This window comes from Mesorhizobium sp. M4A.F.Ca.ET.090.04.2.1 (genome assembly GCF_003999085.1).
Classification (GTDB): domain Bacteria; phylum Pseudomonadota; class Alphaproteobacteria; order Rhizobiales; family Rhizobiaceae; genus Mesorhizobium.
Map to the genome: position 1 here is coordinate 1 of NZ_RZOT01000955.1, position 840 is coordinate 840.

Here is an 840-nt window from a genome sequence, read left to right on the forward strand (position 1 = left end):
CAATGCGGCGCTTGGCGCGTTCTGGGTGCTGCTCCTGTTCGGCATCGCCGCCTATTTCCTGCCGCGGGTGATGCTGGCGGCCGGCAGCGTCTCGACCATCCTGGCCGCAGTCATCGCGGCCGTCTTCATGGTGGCGATTTTTGTCGTGTTCTGGCTGCGTGGCCGCAGCCAGCGTAAGAAGGATCCTTGAGATGCGCGTGTTGATTACGGGCGCGGCCGGCATGGTCGGCCGCAAGCTGATTGCCCGGCTGGCCAGGGACGGGCAACTGCGCGGCCGCAAGATCAGCGCGCTCGACCTACACGATATCGTGGCATCTGAAGGGCCCGCCATGCCAGGGGTCGATGTCTCCATCCGCACTGGCGATCTCGCGGCACCTGGAGCAGCCGCTAGCTTGGTCGCTTCGCGCCCCGATGTGATCTTCCATCTGGCTGGCATTGTGTCGGGCGAGGCGGAAGCCAATTTCGACCTCGGCTACCGCGTCAATCTCGACGGCACGCGCGCGCTGTTCGACGCCGTGCGGCTGGCGGGGTTTTCGCCGCGCCTCGTCTTCACCTCGTCGATCGCGGTATTCGGCGCGCCGTTCCCGGATGTCATCCCGGACGAGTTCCATCCGACGCCGCTGACATCCTACGGCACGCAGAAGCAGATGAGCGAGGCGTTGCTCGCCGACTATACGCGGCGCGGCTTCTTCGACGGCATCGGCATCAGGCTGCCGACCATCTGTGTCAGGCCAGGCAAGCCGAACAAGGCGGCCTCGGGGTTCTTCTCCGGCATCATCCGCGAGCCGCTGAGCGGCCAAGAAGCGATCCTGCCCGTGCCGCGCTCGGTGCTGCATACCC

The 840-nt window shown here is 66.1% G+C and carries 2 protein-coding genes; both read left to right on the forward strand.

The genetic code is table 11. The features are described from left to right. Positions 1 to 190 (forward strand): hypothetical protein (locus EN781_RS33425; RefSeq protein ID WP_127400776.1); only part of this gene is annotated, 190 nt, incomplete at its 5' end. 1 nt (position 191) lies between these two features. Continuing rightward, on the forward strand, positions 192 to 840 hold a 649-nt coding region (locus EN781_RS33430; RefSeq protein ID WP_127400777.1), incomplete at its 3' end, for an NAD-dependent epimerase/dehydratase family protein.